This is a genomic window from Rhizobium grahamii (genome assembly GCF_009498215.1).
Classification (GTDB): Bacteria; Pseudomonadota; Alphaproteobacteria; order Rhizobiales; family Rhizobiaceae; genus Rhizobium; species Rhizobium grahamii_A.
This window is the reverse complement of sequence record NZ_CP043498.1, coordinates 775,959-791,870: the sequence shown is the minus strand read 5'-3', so window position 1 is coordinate 791,870 and position 15,912 is coordinate 775,959. Positions and strand designations below refer to the sequence as shown.

At 61.0% G+C, this 15,912-nt stretch carries 15 protein-coding genes and 1 pseudogene; 9 read left to right on the top strand and 7 right to left on the bottom strand.

Features of this window, described 5'->3' with window-relative positions; all coding sequences use genetic code 11:
- Positions 1-40: 40 nt before the first annotated feature.
- Both hdaA and FZ934_RS03965 read right to left on the bottom strand, forming a co-directional pair.
- Positions 41-754, bottom strand: a complete 714-nt coding sequence (hdaA, locus tag FZ934_RS03970; RefSeq protein ID WP_153270017.1) for a DnaA regulatory inactivator HdaA — start codon at positions 752-754, stop codon at positions 41-43.
- Positions 751-1,872 (bottom strand): AI-2E family transporter, encoded by a 1,122-nt coding sequence (locus FZ934_RS03965; protein ID WP_153270016.1) that lies wholly within the window; start codon positions 1,870-1,872, stop codon positions 751-753. The genes hdaA and FZ934_RS03965 overlap by 4 nt, the downstream gene beginning before the upstream one ends.
- 244 nt (positions 1,873-2,116) lie before the next feature.
- Between FZ934_RS03965 and purM the strand changes: the two genes are divergently transcribed.
- Both purM and purN read left to right on the top strand, forming a co-directional pair.
- Positions 2,117-3,190, top strand: coding sequence for a phosphoribosylformylglycinamidine cyclo-ligase (gene purM, locus FZ934_RS03960; protein WP_153270015.1), 1,074 nt, complete (start codon positions 2,117-2,119; stop codon positions 3,188-3,190).
- Positions 3,187-3,861 (top strand): phosphoribosylglycinamide formyltransferase, encoded by a 675-nt coding sequence (gene purN, locus FZ934_RS03955; protein ID WP_153270014.1) that lies wholly within the window; start codon positions 3,187-3,189, stop codon positions 3,859-3,861. Before purM ends, purN begins: the two co-directional genes overlap by 4 nt.
- 82 nt (positions 3,862-3,943) lie before the next feature.
- Here purN and FZ934_RS03950 read toward each other — a convergent pair whose 3' ends face one another.
- The gene (locus FZ934_RS03950) at positions 3,944-5,107 is read right to left on the bottom strand and encodes an alpha-D-ribose 1-methylphosphonate 5-triphosphate diphosphatase (RefSeq protein ID WP_153270013.1); all 1,164 of its coding nucleotides are present in this window, start codon (positions 5,105-5,107) and stop codon (positions 3,944-3,946) included.
- Between the two features lie 143 nt (positions 5,108-5,250).
- On the opposite strand from FZ934_RS03950, the gene FZ934_RS03945 reads away from it, so the two are divergent.
- Positions 5,251-5,490, top strand: a complete 240-nt coding sequence (locus FZ934_RS03945; protein WP_037134645.1) for a type II toxin-antitoxin system Phd/YefM family antitoxin — start codon at positions 5,251-5,253, stop codon at positions 5,488-5,490.
- Positions 5,490-5,891: a type II toxin-antitoxin system VapC family toxin gene (locus FZ934_RS03940; RefSeq protein WP_153270012.1), complete on the top strand. Its 402-nt coding sequence runs from the start codon at positions 5,490-5,492 to the stop codon at positions 5,889-5,891. Before FZ934_RS03945 ends, FZ934_RS03940 begins: the two co-directional genes overlap by 1 nt.
- On the opposite strand, the pseudogene FZ934_RS03935 reads toward FZ934_RS03940, so the two are convergent.
- Positions 5,888-6,480 (bottom strand): annotated as a pseudogene (locus FZ934_RS03935) (NUDIX domain-containing protein). The gene FZ934_RS03940 and the pseudogene FZ934_RS03935 sit on opposite strands and share 4 nt — an antisense overlap.
- A complete protein-coding gene (locus FZ934_RS03930) occupies positions 6,477-8,615 on the bottom strand; it encodes a molybdopterin-containing oxidoreductase family protein (protein WP_153270011.1) in 2,139 nt (712 codons plus the stop codon). Before FZ934_RS03930 ends, FZ934_RS03935 begins: the two are co-directional and overlap by 4 nt.
- Positions 8,616-8,698: 83 nt before the next feature.
- On the opposite strand from FZ934_RS03930, the gene FZ934_RS03925 reads away from it, so the two are divergent.
- Both FZ934_RS03925 and FZ934_RS03920 read left to right on the top strand, forming a co-directional pair.
- On the top strand, positions 8,699-9,568 hold the full coding sequence (locus FZ934_RS03925; RefSeq protein ID WP_153270010.1) for a 23S rRNA (adenine(2030)-N(6))-methyltransferase RlmJ: 870 nt from the start codon (positions 8,699-8,701) through the stop codon (positions 9,566-9,568).
- 59 nt (positions 9,569-9,627) lie between these two features.
- On the top strand, positions 9,628-10,224 hold the full coding sequence (locus FZ934_RS03920) for a glutathione S-transferase (protein ID WP_153270009.1): 597 nt from the start codon (positions 9,628-9,630) through the stop codon (positions 10,222-10,224).
- On the opposite strand, the gene FZ934_RS03915 is transcribed toward FZ934_RS03920, so the two are convergent.
- Positions 10,215-11,120: a LysR family transcriptional regulator gene (locus tag FZ934_RS03915; RefSeq protein WP_153270008.1), complete on the bottom strand. Its 906-nt coding sequence runs from the start codon at positions 11,118-11,120 to the stop codon at positions 10,215-10,217. The two genes, FZ934_RS03920 and FZ934_RS03915, sit on opposite strands and share 10 nt — an antisense overlap.
- Before the next feature lie 113 nt (positions 11,121-11,233).
- On the opposite strand from FZ934_RS03915, the gene FZ934_RS03910 reads away from it, so the two are divergent.
- A complete protein-coding gene (locus FZ934_RS03910) occupies positions 11,234-12,049 on the top strand; it encodes an SDR family NAD(P)-dependent oxidoreductase (RefSeq protein WP_153270007.1) in 816 nt (271 codons plus the stop codon).
- Positions 12,050-12,112: 63 nt separating this feature from the next.
- On the opposite strand, the gene FZ934_RS03905 is transcribed toward FZ934_RS03910, so the two are convergent.
- A complete protein-coding gene (locus FZ934_RS03905) occupies positions 12,113-12,745 on the bottom strand; it encodes an outer membrane protein (protein WP_153270006.1) in 633 nt (210 codons plus the stop codon).
- A 362-nt stretch (positions 12,746-13,107) separates the two neighbouring features.
- Here FZ934_RS03905 and FZ934_RS03900 point away from each other — a divergent pair, with 362 nt between their 5' ends.
- Together FZ934_RS03900 and uvrC are read left to right on the top strand one after the other, a co-directional pair.
- A complete protein-coding gene (locus FZ934_RS03900; RefSeq protein ID WP_153270005.1) occupies positions 13,108-13,875 on the top strand; it encodes an SDR family oxidoreductase in 768 nt (255 codons plus the stop codon).
- Positions 13,872-15,908, top strand: coding sequence for an excinuclease ABC subunit UvrC (gene uvrC, locus FZ934_RS03895; RefSeq protein WP_153270004.1), 2,037 nt, complete (start codon positions 13,872-13,874; stop codon positions 15,906-15,908). The genes FZ934_RS03900 and uvrC overlap by 4 nt, the downstream gene beginning before the upstream one ends.
- Positions 15,909-15,912 lie beyond the last annotated feature (4 nt).

The following is a 15,912-nucleotide window of genomic DNA, read 5'->3' as shown; positions in this document are numbered from 1 at the left end:
CTTTGCGAATTATATCAGTTTCACGACGGAACTGTGACAGTCAATCAGCCGCGCCGGAATTGCCCAATTCATTCAACACTTCGGCCGCAAGAGTGCGACTGATTTTCGTGCCTCGAGAGAGCGCCAGCCGGTCCAGTCTTTCGACGATCGTCTGCGCGGCATTCAACGAGCGCTCCATTCGATTAACGATATAGAGCACGAGTTTGTCGTCTATATTAAGCTGCCGGTCGGCGAAGAGCTTCACGATCACCTGACAGAGGAGTTCCTCGTCAGGCTCGCCGATCTCCACCACGGTCGCGGCCTTCAGCCGGGAACGCAGGTCGGGCAACTCGACAGCCCAGGACATCGGCCAGAGGCGGCTTGTCATCAGAAGGCTGTGTCCGTTTTCGCGAACACTGTTGATGACGTGGAAAAGCTCATTGTCATCGAAGCCGACCCGGTCGACGTCCTCGAAGAGCACCGGCCCGTTGGCGGCGCTGACGGCGGCGTACGCTCCCTTGGCCGGCTGGATATCGACGGCGCCGCTATGCTGCTTCCAGATATTGGCAAGATGCGATTTGCCCGAGCCCACGGGACCGGCGAGGATAACGACAGGCGACGGCCATTGCGGCCAGGCATCGACGATCGCGACAGCTGCAGCCAGGCGTTCGGAGATCAAGAGATCGTCGCGACCGCTTGCGGCGGCGTGCGAAAAGGCCAACGGGATCTGTTCCACTGCGACGCGCCTGGAACCAGCATTCTTCACTTCGTTCATTTAGGGTCAGCTTTTGTCCTGCGAACCTGGCCAGTTTTCGACCCGCCCGCATAAAGATCGCTCTCAAGGTAGCGTGAAAGCGCAAAACGGACAAGCACGCCAACGGCCGCAGCGGCCGGAACGGCCACCAGGAGGCCGACAAAACCGAACAGCGCGCCGAAGGCAAAGAGCGCAAACATCAGCCAGACGGGGTGAAGGCCAACACTATGCCCGACGAGCTTCGGCTGCAGGATATTGCCTTCCATGAACTGCCCGCTGAAGAAGACGGCAAGCACGGCCCCGACCCAGATGTAATCCGGCCAGAACTGTACGATGGCGACGCCAACGGCGAGCACCAGTCCGACCATCGAGCCGACGTAAGGGATGAAGCTGATCATGCCCGCGAAGAGGCCGATCAGCAGGCCGAAATTCAGGCCGACGAGCGAGAGGCCGACCGCGTACCAGATGCCCAGGATCAAGCAGAGAGAGCCCTGCCCGCGGATGAAACCCGCGATCGCCTGGTCGATTTCGCGCGCGATCTGGTGGACGTTGGCGACATAGTCCCGCGGTATGTACTGATCGACCTTCGAGACCATTCGATCCCAGTCAAGCAGCATGTAGAAGGCGACAACCGGGGTGACGACCATGAGCGAGATGACGTTGACGACGGCAAGGCCGGAACTCCATACCTGACCGAAAAGCCCGGTGAGCAGTCCGAAGCCCTGCGAGAGGATCTCTGAGAAATTGTTCTTGATCGTTCCGAGCTGGTTGCGAACCCATTCAGGCAAGAGCGAATTCTGCGACTTGGCGATGAAGGTCTGCAGCTGATCGATGTACCCCGGCAGACGGCCGGCGAAGTCGCTCAGCTGGCTGGCAAGGACCGGTATCAGGATCATCAGGGCCAGCACGATCATCACGATGAAGGCGATCAGGATGACGATCGTGGCCATTAGGCGACTCAAGCCGAAGCGCTCCAGCCGGTCCGCCACCGGATCGAGGAAATAAGCGAGCGCCATGCCCGCAAGAAACGGCAGCAGGATCGAGCTGAAGACGAAGAGGAAACCAATGAAGAAGGCGAGCACGATCAGCCAGAAGATGACCTGGCGCTTCAGACCCGCCCCGCTAACCTGCTGTGGCATCATATTCCCCGCTGATCGACGGTCTCGATTTCCGCATCGTCGCGATGCAGCCTTGGTGCACATAGGATGTGGCTGAGAGAATGGTCAACCCCGCCGCTAAAAATCCCGAGAGCCTGCTTCAAAAGAGCGGGAAATTGGGGCTTTTTCCATGCAATCCCTTGCATATAGGCCCGTGTCATGCAATGGCGACCCGCATATCGAGGCGGTGACATTTCCCGCCCGCGCACAGCCATCGGAGAGCAGCATGAGCCAGTCTGGAAAAAACGGCCTGACCTATAGCGACGCAGGCGTCGACATCGATGCCGGAAACCTTCTGGTGGAGAAGATCAAGCCCGCCGTGCGCTCGACGCGCCGCCCGGGTGCGGACGGCGAGATCGGCGGCTTCGGTGGCCTGTTCGACCTCAAGGCTGCAGGCTTCACCGATCCGGTTCTCGTTGCCGCCAATGACGGCGTCGGCACCAAGTTGAAGATCGCCATCGACGCCGATTATCACGACACCGTCGGCATCGATCTCGTTGCGATGTGCGTCAACGATCTGGTCGTCCAGGGTGCGGAACCGCTTTTCTTCCTCGACTATTTCGCGACAGGCAAGCTCGATCCCGATCAGGGTGCGGCGATCGTCGAGGGTATTGCTGCCGGCTGCCGTGACGCGGGCTGCGCGCTGATCGGCGGCGAGACCGCCGAGATGCCCGGCATGTACTCCTCCGGCGATTACGACCTTGCCGGCTTTGCCGTCGGTGCAGCCGAGCGCGGCCAGCTGCTGCCGTCGGGCGACATCGCCGAAGGCGACGTGATCCTCGGCCTTGCCTCCTCGGGCGTTCATTCCAACGGCTTCTCGCTGGTGCGCAAGATCGTCGGCATTTCGGGCCTTGCCTGGGATGCCTCGGCGCCATTCGCGGAAGGCAAGAGCCTCGGCGAAGCGCTGCTGACGCCGACCCGCATTTATGTAAAGCCGCTCCTGAAGGCGATCCGCGAAACCAAGGCCATCAAGGCACTGGCGCACATCACCGGTGGCGGCTTCCCGGAGAACATTCCGCGCGTTCTGCCGAAGCACCTCGCAGCCGAGATTGATCTTGCTGCCGTCAAGGTACCGGCCGTGTTCTCCTGGCTTTCCAAAACGGGCGGCGTTGAAGCCAACGAAATGCTGCGCACCTTCAACTGCGGCATCGGCATGATCGCAGTCGTTTCGGCCGAGAATGTCGCGACGGTTACCGCCGCGCTCGAAGCTGAAGGCGAGACAGTTGTGACGCTCGGCCGGATGATTGCCCGTGCCGAGGGTGCAGGCGGTACGCTCTACAAGGGCACGCTCGCCATATGACATCGCCGCGCAAACGCGTCGTCGTCTTCATCTCCGGCGGCGGTTCCAACATGATGGCGCTGGTCGCAGCCGCCAAGGCTGGCGACTATCCGGCTGAAATCGTCGGCGTGATCTCCGACAAGGCCGACGCCGGCGGGCTCGCCAAGGCGTCAGCCGAGGGCATTGCGACCTTTGCCTTCGTGCGCAAGGACTATGCGAGCAAGGAAGCGCACGAGGAGGCAATCTTTGCCGCGCTCGATCAGCTGTCTCCGGACATTCTCTGCCTTGCAGGCTACATGCGACTGCTGAGTGGCACATTCATCCAGCGCTACGAGGGACGGATGATCAACATCCACCCTTCCCTGCTGCCGCTGTTTCCTGGCCTGCACACGCATCAGCGCGCCATCGACGCCGGGATGCGGATCGCCGGCTGCACGGTGCATTTCGTCACCGAAGGCATGGATGAGGGACCGGTCATCGGCCAGGCGGCCGTTCCTGTTCTCTCCAGCGATACTGCTGACAGCCTCGCGGCACGCGTGCTCACAGTCGAGCATCAGCTTTACCCGCAGGCGCTGCGGCTCTTTGCCCAAGGCAAGGTGAAGATGGAGCGCGGCAAGGCCGTCAGCACCGACGCTGCAGCAGCGCCGGCGGAACGCAGCAGCGTTATCTCGCTGATCGGCGAAGGCGCCTGAAGCACCCGCCCTGCTCCAATTCTCTGTTTCTACGCATATCCATGTCCCGAAAGGCTCCCCTCTCGGGACATATTCCGTGCCCTCAGGCGGCAAGCGCCCGAGGCTGATGCAGCGTGCCATCGCTGTAGACGAACAAACCCTTGCGGAAGGTCGCGCGGATGCGATGCACGTCACCGTCTTCGATGACAACCAGATCGGCCTGCTGACCGACGGCAATTTCCCCGCGATCCATAAGGCCGGCGGAGCGCGCCGCATTGCGGGTCGCCATGGCGACGGCGTGCGGCAGGCTCGTGCGCTCGGCGATCTTAAAGATGCCGGGCACGAAGGCCGCAGGATGATAGTCGGCGGCGATGACGGTCAGAAGGCCGGCGGCAGCGGCATCCAATGCGCTGAGATTGCCGGACATCGATTGGCCACGCAGCGCGTTCGGTGCGCCCATCAGCGTCCAGAGACCGCGACGCCGCGCTTCTTCCGCTGCCGGTAGCGTCACCGGAAATTCGCTGATCGTAACGCCGAGATCGTGCATCTGCGCGACCTTCTCGGCGCTATCGTCATCGTGGGAGGCGAGCGACAGCTTGTGCTTCAGCGCAAGATCGACGATCTGCTTCAGCTTGATCTCGATGTCAGGATTGTTGCGCATCTCGATACGCTTGGCGACCATCTCGGCGGCCATCTCCTCGGAAATGGCGCGACGTTCGGCGATGCTCAGGATGTAACTCTCGATGTTGTTGTACTGCCCCTGCCCCGGCGTGTGATCCGTCAGCGAGACCATGTCGACATGGCCGGCATCGAGCAGCTTTTCGAGCGTCGGCGCGGCGCCGAGATTGGTGATCTCGTAGCGCGCATGGACACGATGATCGATGAGCAGGTTGTTCTTCAATCGGCTGATGCTTTCGATCACGGCCGATGTCGTTTCGAGCGAGCGGACGTGGCCGTAGACGCTTTCCGTCGCGAAGGAGACGGCCGCGAATGCGGTCGTGACGCCTGCGGCTGCAAGCTTCTTGTCCAGTTCGTGGATGCTGAAATCGATCGGCATCGGTGCATTCGGGCGCGGCGCAATCTCGCGCTCCACCATGTCACCGTGAAGGTCCACGAAGCCCGGCATCAGCAGACGCCCGCCGCCCTCGATCGCAGCGTTGGCGACCGGTTCGGGACGGATTTCAGCGATGACGCCATCCTCGACACGGACCGAGCCGTGGCTCACGATCTCATCTGGAAGGACAAGAGTAAAATTGCTGAGCCACATCGGTTCTTCTCCAGGCAGGTATTTATGACAAGGCGGAGCGCATAGCGCTGATTCATGACATCGGTGTGAACACACTACAGGTTGGTCATGCAGTTGACCAACTTTTACAGGGAGGCTAGATTCAGCAAGGCAAGGAGCAGGAAATGACGATCAAGGTTAAGGTGGCTGAAGCAAAGACGCGCCTGTCCGAGCTTCTGACGCAGGTCGAAGCGGGACAGGAGATCGAAATCTCGCGTGGCAGCGTCCCTGTTGCACGGCTGACCAGAATCGACGATCGCGAAGAGCGCGCGCAGGCCATCCGCCTGCTCCGGATCGAGCGAGCGGAGCGTACAAAGACGACCGCTGATGAGATACAGCAATGGCGGCTTGAAGGACGCCGCTGATGCCTTTTGTCGCTGACGCATCGATCGCCGCAGCCTGGCTGCTGCCCGACGAGGAGAATACCGAGGCAGAAGCTGCGTTATCCCGTTTGGAGATCGAGGATGCGTTCGTGCCGGATCTCTTCTGGCATGAAATGCGCAACATTCTGCTGGTCGCGGAGCGCAGGCGGCGCATCACAACCGAGGACATTCTGGGTTGCCTTGTGCGCCTCGAAAGTCTCCCGCTGAGAACAATGTTCGACGACGACCACCAGACGATCATCCGCCTCGCGCGAAAGCATCACTTGTCGGGCTATGACGCGGCTTATCTCGCCCTTGCCCTGGCTCAGGCCGTGCCGCTTGCGACAATGGACGCGAAGCTGAGAACCGCGGCAGCGGCAGAACACTTGCAACAGATGCCCTAGCGCAGGGCGCCGCGGTTCATTGCCGCCCATTGCAGGAGCGTGATGGTCTTCAGGTCGATGATCTCGCCGTGCTCGATCATCGCCACCGCCTTGTCGAGTGGGACCTCCAGAACCTCGATGTCCTCGTGCTCGTGGGCAAGACCGCCGCCGTCGGAGACGCGGTCGGTAGTGTCGATAGAGGCGGCAAAGAAATGCAGCAACTCCATGCTCGAGCCCGGCGAACTGTAGGCCTTGAAGAGAAAGCGGACGTCGCGGACGCGGAAACCGGTCTCTTCCTCGGCTTCGCGGCGGATGGCCGCTTCCGGGGCATCGCCATCAAGCAGCCCTGCCGGGCCTCGATGATCCAGGCCGGCTCGCCATGAAGGAAGACCGGCAGCCGGAACTGGCGGACGAGGACAACGGTGTCTCGCTTGGGATCGTAGAGCAGGATGGTCGCGGCCGGCGTGCGATGATAGACCTCGCGCTGCAGCCGGTGTGTCTCGCCCTCGGAATCCGTATAGTCGATCTGGAAACCGCTCAGGCGCGTCCAGCCGTTCGAGAGCGTCTTTTCGTCGACGATCTCGGCTTTTGCCTTGTCAAATTTCGTCATGCGACATCCTTGCGCAGCCAGACCTTGTTGTCGTGAACCGCCGCGCCGCCATAGGGTGCGACCGGATCGGCGCCGGTCAGGACGTTGATGCCCTCGCCGTCGACATGCGCCTTGTTCGGCCAGAGACCCTCGGCGATCAACACGCCCGGCTTCACCTCTTCGGTGACGCGCACATGGATCCTGAGGTCGCCACGGTCGTTTCCGATCCGCACGAGATCGCCATGGTCGATACCACCGGCAAGGGCGTCGGCCGGGTTCATCATCAGTTCCGGCCGCCCTTCCTTCTGACGCGAGGTCTTCGTTTCAGCGAAGCTCGAATTCAGGAAGTTACGGGCCGGCGACGTTGCGAGGCGGAAAGGATGCTCGGCATCGGCAAGCTCGATGACATCAACCTGATCCGGGAACGCCGGCAGCTGCTCGTGTGGTCCGAGAGCACCGACAGCGGCCGGCGGCTTGTTCGGCGCGGCGCCTTCGACCCAGTCCGGGCGGAAATGGAACTTGCCGTCGGGATGCGCGAAACCCTTGAGGAAATGCGCGTCCTCGAAATCCGGCTGGCGGTCGAACCATTTGTGTTCAAGGAAATGATCGTACCCCGGCAGGTTGCTGTCCTGAAGGACACGGTCGATCATTTCGCGCGCCGTGAAGCCGAAGCCCGGACGATCCGCAACACCGAGGCGCTTGGCCAGTTCTTCGATCACGAACAGGTTTGTTCGCACCGTCTCCGGAGGCTCGACCAGCTTCGGGCCGAGCAGGATGTGGTTCTGGCCTCCGGCGCGATAGATATCGTCATGCTCGACGAACATCGTTGCCGGGATGACGATATCGGCCATCTCGGCGGTATCCGTCATGAACTGCTCGTGCACCGCGACAAACAGGTCGTCGCGGGCAAAGCCGCGCTTTACCAGCCGTTGTTCGGGGGCGATGTTTACCGGATTGGTGTTCTGGATCAGCATGGCCGCCACGGGACCGCGATGGCGGAGCGCTACGGCATCGCCGGTCAGCGCGCGGCCGATCTGCGATTGGTCGATCATGCGGATATCCGCGTCCTTCATCGACTTGCCGGTCAGTTCCGCATTGTTCATGCGGAAGATATCGCTGTTGGAGTGGAAGGCACCGCCGCCCTCATACTGCCAGGAGCCGAGCACCGTCGCGATCGAGGCCGCCGCATGCATGGCGACCGCACCGTTGCGCTGGCGGGTGAAGCCGTAGCCGAGGCGGAAATAGCTCTTCTTCGTCGTGCCGACGAGGCGCGCGAAGGCCTCGATCTCGTCGACGGAAAGGCCGGTGATGGCGGCGGCCCATTCGGGTGTCTTCGTCTTCAGGTGCGCTTCAAGACCGGCGGGGTCGTCGGCATACTTCGCCATGTACTCACGATCGGCATAGCCGTCGCGGAAGGCGATGTGCATGACGGCACAGGCGAGCGCCGCGTCGGTGCCCGGCTTGACGATCAGCGCCATATCGGCCTGCTTCATCGTCGGATTTTCGTAGATGTCAACGACGACGATCTTGGCGCCACGTTCCTTGCGGGACTTGATGGCGTGGGTCATCACGTTGACCTGCGTGGACACCGCGTTCGTGCCCCAGATCACCACGCAATCGGTGCGGCCCATCTCGTGCGGGTCGGGTCCGCGCAGCGTGCCGGTGGCCATGGTGAAGCCGGTCCAGGCCGGATTGGTGCAGATCGACGAGAAGAAACCGGAATAGCGCTTGGCGTGGCGCAGCCGCTCGATCGAATCGCGCTGAACCCAGCCCATGGTCCCGGCGTAGAAATAGGGCCAGATCGCTTCGCTACCGTCTTTCGCTTCCGCCTTGACGAAGGCTTCGGCGATTTCATCCAGAGCTGCGTCCCAGGAAATCTGCTGCCACTGCCCTGCCCCCTTGGCGCCGGCCCGACGCAGCGGATGCATCAGCCGGTCCGGATGGTAGAGCCGCTCGGCATAGCGCGCGACCTTCGCGCAGATAACGCCCGAGGTGTAGCTGTGATCGTTTGCGCCCCGCACGCGGCCGATGCGACCGTCGTCGCCGATCTCCACCTCCAGCGCGCAGGTGGAGGGACAGTCGTGCGGACAAGCGGTGTGACCGAGCCTGACATTCGACTTGGCGGATTTGGCGTGAATGGGGGTCGCAATGTTCATGGCTTTTCTATATTCGAACCGGAAACCAGCCAAAAGTCACAAATGACGTCGATCAGCCGAATTCATCACGGGCATCAGCGAAAATGAACTACCGCCATATCTACCACGCGGGCAATTTTGCCGATGTGCTCAAGCACGCCGTTCTTGCCCGGCTGATCCGCTACATGCAGAAGAAGGATGCAGGCTTTCGCGTGCTCGATACGCATGGCGGCATCGGGCTCTACGACCTCTCCTCCGAGGAGGCACAAAAGACCGGCGAATGGAGCGAGGGCATCGGCAAGCTTCTGGACGCGGAACTTGCCCCGCAGGTCGCCGAGCTGCTTGAGCCCTATCTTACCGCCGTGCGAGAACTGAACCCGGAGGGCGGCATCCGCTTCTATCCCGGCTCTCCGAAGCTCGCCCGCATGCTGTTTCGGCCACAGGACAGGCTCTCCGCGATGGAACTGCATCCGGAGGATTTCGCGCGGCTGCACCGGCTGTTCGAGGGCGACCATCATGTCCGGATCACCGAACTGAACGGCTGGCTTTCGCTCGGCGCACACCTGCCGCCGAAGGAGAAGCGCGGCATCGTCCTCGTCGATCCGCCGTTTGAGGAGGATGGCGAATACGAGCGTCTGGTCGACGGCCTGGCGAAGGCCTATCGCCGCTTCCCGGGCGGCACCTATTGCCTGTGGTATCCGCTGAAGAAGGGCGCACCCATCAAGGAATTCCATGAGGCGCTGCAGGACCTCGACATTCCGAAGATGCTCTGCGCGGAACTCAGCGTTCGCAGCGACCGGGGGATTACCGGATTGACCGGCTCCGGGCTTGTTATCGTCAACCCACCCTTCACACTGAAGGACGAGTTGCACGCTCTTCTACCCGCCCTCAAGGATCATCTGGCGCAGGATCGCTATGCATCGCATCGCGCATTCTGGCTGCGCGGTGAAAACAAGGTGGCGAAGAACGGTTGACCGACTCTTTGCGGCGAGAAATAGTCGCGCCGCAACACGCCCGTTCCGAAAGAGCCGCCATGAAGATCCTTTGCTCGCCGACATCTCCCTATTCCAGCAAGGTCCGCATGGCTGCGCGCTATCTGGAGCTCGATGCTACCGAGATCCGCGTCGATACGAATGCCGGCCCGGCTGTTCTGGTCGACAACAATCCGCTCGGCAAAATCCCGACCTTGCTGACCGATGACGGCCTGTCGATCTTCGACAGCGTCGCCATTATGCATTACTTCGGCCGTCTGAAGGGCAAGCGGCTTTACCCGTCCAAGAATGGCAAGCGCACCGAGGCGGAAATTCTTGAAGCCTTGTGCGACGGCATTTGCGATTGCCTGCTGGCAATCGTCTACGAACGGCGCTTCCGTGACGAAGAGAAGATCCACCAGCCGTGGATCGACCGGCAGTGGAAGAAAGCCGTCAGCGGCTTGAACCATCTGAGCGTTCATCTGCCGAAGATCGGAAAGCGGCTGCATGGCGGGCATTTCGCTCTCGCCGCGGTGCTGGGTTACCTTGATCTACGCTTCAAGGGGCAGTGGGAAGCCGACCATGCCGAACTCATCGGCTGGAGCCGCGACTTCCAGAAGAAATTTCCGGCCTACGGCGAACTGAAGCCTCAAGCCTGAGGCTGCATCCTCTCGGCTTTGACAAAATCGATGAAGGCCCGCAGCGCTGTCGGCAGTTGCCGGCGGCTCGGGTAATAGAGGAAGAAGCCCGGATAAAAGGGGCACCAGTCTTCCAGTACCCGGACCAGCCTTCCTTCGGAAATCGCTTCCTTCACCTGGTCTTCGAAAAGGTATCCGAGGCCGCAGCCCTGCAATACGGCGTCCAGAATGATGTCCTGATCGCCCAAGGTCAGGGGACCGCCGACCTCGATCTCAAGCTCTATGCCGCCGCGTTCGAACTCCCATCGATAGAAGGCGCCGCCGGCAAAGCGGTAGCGTACGCATTCGTGGTCGCGCAGATCGTGCGGCGTCAGCGGTCGCCCCCTGCCCTCGAAATATCCGGGCGACGCGACGACGGCGAAGCGATGGCGCGGACCGATCGGCACCGCGATCATATCCGCCGCGACGCTCTCGCCGAACCGCACGCCGGCGTCGAAGCCCGATGACACCATATCAACAAGCGCATCGTCGATAACGATCTCGACCTCGACAGAAGGGTAAGCCTTCAGGAAGCGAGCGACGATCGGCAGGAGCACGAGCTTGGTCGAGGCGCGCGCCGCATTGATGCGCAGCTTGCCGTGCGGCTGGCCGCGGAAACTGTTGAGATCGTCGAGGGCGGCGTCGATATCGAGAAATGCAGGGCGGATGCGATCGAACAGTCGTTCGCCGGCTTCGGTCAGCGCCACGCCGCGCGTCGTCCGGTTGACAAGGCGAACCTCAAGCCGCTCCTCGATCGCCCGCAGCGCATGGCTTAGCGCGGAGGCCGTCACTCCCAGTTCGACCGACGCCTTGCGGAAGCTTCGGTGGTTGGCGATCGCCAGGAAGATCGCGAGATCGGTGGAGCGCACACGCTTCATTGATGAATTTTTCTCAGCAACTCATAAAACACAACGTAAATTCTCTCAGTTATGTCGATACGCTACCTTCACTCCGTAAGCAAATTGCAGCGCAACGGACAAAGGAGATCGTCATGCGCGTTTGGTTCATCACAGGGGCATCGCGTGGGTTCGGCGCCCTTATCACCCAGGAAGCTCTCAATGCCGGCGACGCTGTCGTCGCAACAGCGCGCAACCCGAACGGCCTTGAAGAGAAGTTCGGCAATCACCCCAACCTGCTCGCCGTATCGCTTGACGTGACCGACGAGGCCTCGGCGCACAAGGCAGCGGAGGCAGCCGTGAAGCGCTTCGGCAAACTCGACATCCTGCTCAACAATGCCGGCTTCGGTCTGCTCGGTGCGGTTGAAGAGGCGACGACAGAAGAAATCGAGAAGCTCTACGCCACCAACGTCTTTGGCCTTCTGAAGGTGACGCGCGCCGTGCTGCCGCACATGCGCCGCCAGCGGTCCGGCCGCGTGCTCAACATTTCCTCCATCGGCGGTTACATGTCGCATGCCGGCTGGGGCGTCTATTGCTCGACGAAGTTTGCGGTCGAGGGCATTTCCGAGGCACTTGCGGCCGAAGTGGCTCCGTTCGGCATCAAGGTCACGGTCGTCGAGCCTGGTTTCTTCCGGACGGACTTTCTCGACGAGAGCTCACTTGCAATCAGTCCAAGCTCGATTGCCGACTATCTGGAAACGCCTGTCGGCGCGATGCGCGAGTTTGCTGCCGGCCATAACCACCAGCAGCCCGGCGACCCTGCTCGTCTCGCGAAAGCGATGATCACCCTCGCGCATTCCGACAATCCACCGCTTCGCATGCCGTTCGGCAGCGATACGGTTGCCGTGATCGAGGCGAAGAACGAGCAGGTGGCGAAGGAACTCGCCGTCTCGACCGACTTCCCGAAATAGAGCCTGTCGGAGAAAACAAAAAAGCCGGGCTGGAGCCCGGCTTTTTCCGTAAGCGATATAAGCTTAGAACTTCATGCCGATACCGACCTTGACGCTGTGCTCGTCGTAGCCGCGAGCGATGGTTGCGCCACCAATTTCGAAATCGTTGTGCTGGTAGTTGGTGTAGCGATACTCGACGCGAGCGGTGATGTTGTTCGTGACGAAAGCTTCAGCACCAGCACCGACCGTGTAGCCGACAGCCGTGTCGCTGTCAGAGCCGGCAGCGTTGCTGAACTTGTTTTTCGTCAGAGCAAGACCGCCGGTGCCATATACCAGGAAGGGGTTCAGGTCGTAACCGACGCGACCGCGCACCGAGCCATTGACTTCGTTCTTGCCAACGCCGCCAGGAGCGCCGCCGTCAGCGCCGGAGTAACCGATGTCGCCTTCGAGACCGTATACGATCTGGCCCTGCTGCCAGTTGTAACCGCTGTAGATCTGCGCGCCGATCGCACGAGCATTGTAGTTGTCGCCAAAGCGGCCGATGTTGTAGGTGCCGGCGCCGCCGAGGTAGAAGCCCTGCCAGGTTGCAGCCGGAGCCGGCTCGTTCTGAGCTACCGGAGCTTCCGGGATCTGGTCAACAGCGTCAGCTGCATAAGCTGCGGAAAGCCCACCGAGGGCAACAGTCGAAACCAACAGGCTGGCAATAAACGTACGCATACTCGTCTCCTTTCAGACCCGCCGCCTTCGTCAACTGTCCTACAGCGAAGCATCAGCGGGCTATTACAAATGTCCCTTGCGGTTCGGAAGGGAAATTGATGTCCAAATGAGGAATTGAAAGAGCCAAAATGTGATTTGATTGTGGCCCACGGGTGGCTGAAATTCGATGTTGCTTTGCCGCAACAGAATATTTGTTAACCATAATGAATGGTTAAATCAGCAATACTTATTTTAATGAATTTATTTCTTAAATAATACATACAATATCCCCCTCTCCAGCACAAGCATGACGCCTATTTATAAGGTCGATCCAGGCGCCTATATATGCCGCGCACAGACTCGCGTGATGAAGAGGCATGATTTTGAACGGGAAAAGACTTCGCACCGCACTCGTGACCGGCGCTGCCAAAAGAATAGGTCGGGCGATAGTCGAGGATCTTGCAGCAAATGGCTTCTCGGTTGCGATCCACGCAAACCGTTCGCTGAAAGAGGCTGAAGATTTCGCGGCAGAATTGAGGCAAAAGGGAATTCGCGCCGTCGCAGTGAAAGCGGCCCTCGAAAAAAATGAGGAGACGGGTGACCTGATAAAAAGGGTTTCGGACGCAATCGGGCCGATCGATCTTTTGGTCAATAACGCCTCGGTTTTCCACGAGGATTCGGTCCGTCATATCGACGCTGCGGCATGGGACGAGCATTTCGCGGTCCATGTCCGCGCCCCGTCGATTCTCTCGGCCGGTTTTGCAGCACAGCTGCCGGAGCAGACGGACGGGCTGATCGTCAACATCATCGACCAACGCGTATGGGCGCTGCGTCCAAGCTTCTACTCCTATACGCTCTCGAAGTCTGCCTTGTGGACCGCGACACAGACCATGGCGCAGGCTCTGGCTCCGCGCATCCGCGTCAACGCGATCGGCCCCGGTCCATCGATGCCGAGCGAGCGGCAATTGCAAGAAGACTTCCAAGCACAGGTTTCAGCGCTTATCCTCAAGCGAGGGCCGAAGCTCGAGGAATTCGGCAAAACGATTCGCTTCCTCTACGAAACGCCCTCGATCACCGGCCAAATGATTGCCCTTGACGGCGGCCAGCACCTTGCCTGGAAGACGCCTGACGTGGCGGAGATTACGGAATGAATTCAAGGAAGCTGCCCGATGGCGGCGTTCTTTATGACGAAACGGATGTCGACGACGATATCGAAGTGGAGAGCGACGCTTCCACGGCGGCGCCGACGGCTGCAATCGATTGGAACGAAGGCGGGGCCAACGAAACCGGCCTTGTTGGCGCCGACCTGATTGCGGAGTTCGTCAAGCGGCTGCCGAACAGCCCTGGCGTCTACCGCATGTTCAATGAGGCCGGCGACGTGCTCTATGTCGGCAAGGCACGCAGCCTGAAGAAGCGCGTCAGCAACTATGCGCTCGGCCGCGTGCATTCGAACCGCATCGCGCAGATGGTGCGGCTGACGGCGAACATGGAATTCGTGACGACGCGCACGGAAACCGAAGCACTCCTGCTGGAAGCGAATCTCATCAAGCGCTTGCGCCCGCGCTTTAATGTGCTGCTGCGCGACGACAAGTCGTTTCCCTATATCCTGATATCAGGCGACCACCGTGCACCGGCGATCCTCAAGCATCGCGGCGCCCGCGCCCGCAAGGGCGACTATTTCGGCCCCTTTGCGTCGGCTGGCGCCGTCGGACGGACGATCAACTCGCTGCAGCGCGCCTTCCTTATCCGCACCTGTACCGACAGCGTCTTCGAGACGCGCACCCGTCCCTGTCTGCTCTACCAGATCAAGCGCTGTTCCGGGCCCTGCACGCACGAGATCAGCGATGCGGGGTACGGCGAGCTTGTGCAGGAGGCGAAGGACTTCCTTTCCGGCAAGAGCCAGAAGGTCAAAGCGCATATCGCCGAGGCGATGAACCTCGCGGCAGAGGACCTCGATTTCGAGCGCGCTGCCGTCTATCGCGATCGCCTGGCCTCGCTCTCGCATGTTTCCAGTCATCAGGGCATCAATCCCGCCGGCGTGGAAGAAGCCGATGTCTTCGCGATCCACCACGAGGGCGGCATCTCCTGTATCCAGGTGTTCTTCTTCCGCACGGGGCAGAACTGGGGCAACCGCGCCTATTTCCCGAAGGCCGACCCGCAGCTGTCGGGTGCCGAGGTTCTGAATGCCTTCCTCGCGCAGTTCTATGACGACAAGCCGGTGCCCAAGCAGATCCTGCTGTCGGAAACGGTCGAGGAACTCGAACTGCTTGCCGCAGCACTTGGCGAGAAGGCCGGGCATAAAGTGTCGATCCTCGTCCCGCAGCGCGGGGAGAAGCGTGATCTGGTCGAGCATGTGATTGCCAATGCGCGCGAGGCGCATGGCCGCAAACTTGCCGAGACGGCGTCGCAATCGCGCCTGCTCGAGGGCTTCAAGGATACGTTCAAGCTTCCTTATGTGCCGCAGCGCGTCGAGATCTACGACAACTCTCACATCATGGGCACCAACGCGGTTGGCGGCATGGTCGTCGCGGGGCCGGAAGGCTTCGTGAAGAGCCAGTACCGAAAGTTCAACATCAAATCGACCGACATCACGCCGGGCGACGACTTCGGCATGATGCGCGAGGTGATGACACGACGTTTCTCGCGCCTGCTCAAGGAAGAAGGTATTCCCGACCGCAGCCAACCGGCATCGCCGGCGGATGCGGCCGACATGCCGTTCCCCGCGTGGCCCGACGTCATCCTCATCGACGGCGGCCAGGGGCAGATGACGGCCGTGCGCGCCATCCTCGAGGAACTCGGGATCACCGACAGCGTGATCGCCATCGGCGTCGCCAAGGGCGTCGACCGCGATGCCGGTCGCGAGCGTTTCTTTCCACCGCAACGCGAGAGCTTCACCCTGCCGCCGCGCGACCCCGTTCTTTATTTCATCCAGCGCATGCGCGACGAGGCGCACCGCTTCGCCATCGGCTCGCATCGCGCCCGGCGCAAGAAGGAGCTGGTCAAGAACCCGCTCGACGAAATCGGCGGCATCGGGCCGTCGCGCAAGCGCGCCCTGCTGCAGCACTTCGGAACCGCCAAGGCGGTTTCCCGCGCTGCTTTGTCCGATCTGATGGCCGTCGAGGGCATTTCGGAGACGGTCGCCAAGCAGGTTTACAATCATTTTCACGATGACGCCGCGAAATAGGTGG